The organism is Azospirillum sp. B506 (genome assembly GCF_000333595.1).
GTDB lineage: Bacteria > Pseudomonadota > Alphaproteobacteria > Azospirillales > Azospirillaceae > Azospirillum.
Genome location: NZ_BADK01000182.1, coordinates 1 through 1,664, shown reverse-complemented (window position 1 = coordinate 1,664; position 1,664 = coordinate 1). Strand labels below are relative to the sequence as shown.

Genomic DNA, 1,664 nt, shown 5'->3' with positions numbered 1-1,664 from the left:
CTGGACGCCTGGCTGTTCATGGGCGGGCAAAAGCACGATATCAACCTGCGTGGCGCTTATCTGCACATGGCGGCTGACGCGGCGGTGTCGCTGGGTGTCGTGGTGGCGGCATCGGCGATCCGCTTCACCGGTTGGCTTTGGCTGGACCCGGCGACCAGCATCGTCATCGCGCTGGTGATCGTCGCCGGAACCTGGGGCCTGCTGCAACAGTCGGTACGGTTGGCGATGGGGGCGGTGCCCGACGGCGTCGACCGCGCGGGGGTGGAGCGCTATCTGGTCGGGCTGTCCGGAGTCGTCGCCGTGCATGACCTGCACATCTGGCCGATCAGCACGACCGAAACCGCCCTGACCGTCCATCTCGTCCGGCCCGGCATGGCCCAGGACGACGCCCTTCTGCAGGACATCTCGACGGTGCTGAAGGAGCGCTTCCGCATCGGTCACGCCACCATCCAGATGGAGCAGGACGGCAGCTGCTGCCGCCTTGCTCCTGCCGACGTGGTCTGACCCGGTTTGACCCGTCAGGCCTGTTCGCGGGCGAGGCGGCGGGCGTTGGCGCGCACCTTGCGGTAGGCTGGGTTCATGCCGGCTGCGGCCAGCGCCGCCGTCGCCTCGATCAGGCGCAGGTTGGCGTGGATGCCGGCATCGACGGCATCGGCCAGCAGGCGCTGCTGGACATCGATGATCTCCATCGGATTTTTGGCGCTGGCAAGACCGCTGACGGTGGCCGCCGCCGCCTGGGTCTGCTTGGTGATCATGGTGATCCAGGCCTGCCCGAACTCGCCGAGGCCGGTGGCGACGGCATGGAAGGCCTCGACCGCCGCCTCCACCTTCTCGGCACCCATGCGGATGAATTCCGGATTGGCGAAATCGATGGGATTCGACAATGCCGCGGTCATCATCGCGGTGCGATAGCCGATGGTCTGAGCCGCCGCGACGCCCATTTCGCTGCTGCGAAGGCCGGTCTTGGTGAGCTGCCCCGCCACCGCCATCAGCCTGTCGGTGGGGTGGCCGTTGCCGGCGTTCTGTGGTGCCATGGACGTCGCCTCTCTCAAGAAAATCGTTGCCGGAACCTGACTGCGGGGTCAACGCTGCACTGCAGCATAAGTTCCGGCACGATCTTTACGCCTCGGCGAGCGCGCGGTCGAGATCTTCGATGATGTCCTGGGGGTCCTCCAGACCAACGGACAGGCGCAGCAGACCGGGCTCGATCCGGGCGGCGACCTTCTCCTCGTCCGTCAGCTTGGAATGGGTGGTGGTGGCGGGGTGGGTGATCAGGCTCTTCGAATCGCCGAGATTGTTGGAGATCATCACCATGCGCAGGCCGTTCAACAGGTTGAACGCCTCGGTCTTGCCGCCCTTCAGGAAGATCGACAGCATGTTGCCGCCGCCGGTCATCTGCTTGCGCACCAGATCATATTGCGGGTGGCTGGGCAGCAGCGGGTACAGCACCTGGGCGACCTTCGGGTGGTTTTCCAGGAATTCCGCGACCTGGAAGCCGGCCGCCGACTGGGCCTGTACCCGCAGTTCCAGCGTTTCCATGCCCTTCAGCAGAAGCCAGGAGTTGAAGGGGGAGATGGTCGGGCCGGTGTTGCGCAGGAAGGGGTGGATGACCTCCGAGGCGTACTTCCTGTCTTTCGCCAGGATGACGCCGCCCAGACAGCGGC

3 protein-coding genes are annotated in these 1,664 nt (G+C 65.8%); 1 reads left to right on the top strand and 2 read right to left on the bottom strand.

Annotation, left to right across the window (positions count from 1 at the left end; all coding sequences use genetic code 11):
- The coding region (locus I71_RS06220) for a cation diffusion facilitator family transporter (RefSeq protein WP_042692447.1) at positions 1-504 on the top strand (504 nt) is incomplete at its 5' end.
- Positions 505-518: 14 nt separating this feature from the next.
- Here the strand turns inward: I71_RS06220 and I71_RS06215 are convergent.
- Both I71_RS06215 and I71_RS06210 read right to left on the bottom strand, forming a co-directional pair.
- Positions 519-1,034: a phasin family protein gene (locus I71_RS06215; protein ID WP_042692444.1), complete on the bottom strand. Its 516-nt coding sequence runs from the start codon at positions 1,032-1,034 to the stop codon at positions 519-521.
- 85 nt (positions 1,035-1,119) lie between these two features.
- Positions 1,120-1,664: PLP-dependent aspartate aminotransferase family protein (locus tag I71_RS06210; RefSeq protein ID WP_042692441.1), on the bottom strand; the 545-nt coding region annotated here is incomplete at its 5' end.

Coding starts and splice junctions, on each gene's coding strand:
- I71_RS06215 (WP_042692444.1), bottom strand. CDS start 1,034: ATGGCACCACAGAACGCCGGCAACGGCCACCCCACCGACAGGCTGATG.